Annotated in this window: 1 protein-coding gene; it reads right to left on the reverse strand. The window is 54.7% G+C overall.

Annotation, left to right across the window (positions count from 1 at the left end):
- A partial coding sequence (locus tag AC0L27_RS41525; protein ID WP_473323950.1) for an alpha-amylase family glycosyl hydrolase occupies positions 1–236 on the reverse strand: 236 nt, incomplete at both ends.

Raw genomic sequence — 236 nt, forward strand, 5'->3', positions numbered from 1 at the left:
GGATGGCTTCCTGCTTACGCAGTGCGATGAACTTTTGGTAGGTGGAAAACACCGAGGAATCATCGGCCAGCGCGGCTTCTACGTTGATTTGTTGATAGTTATCGCCCAGGCCAATCCACGGTTCGCCAGCCGTAAACCCGGCATTATCGCCGTTGCTCCATTGCATGGGCGTGCGACTTTTGTCACGGGATTTACTGGCGAGGATTGCCAATAACTCGTCGGCATCACGCCCATCG

Source organism: Bradyrhizobium sp. Ken51, from assembly GCF_055807435.1.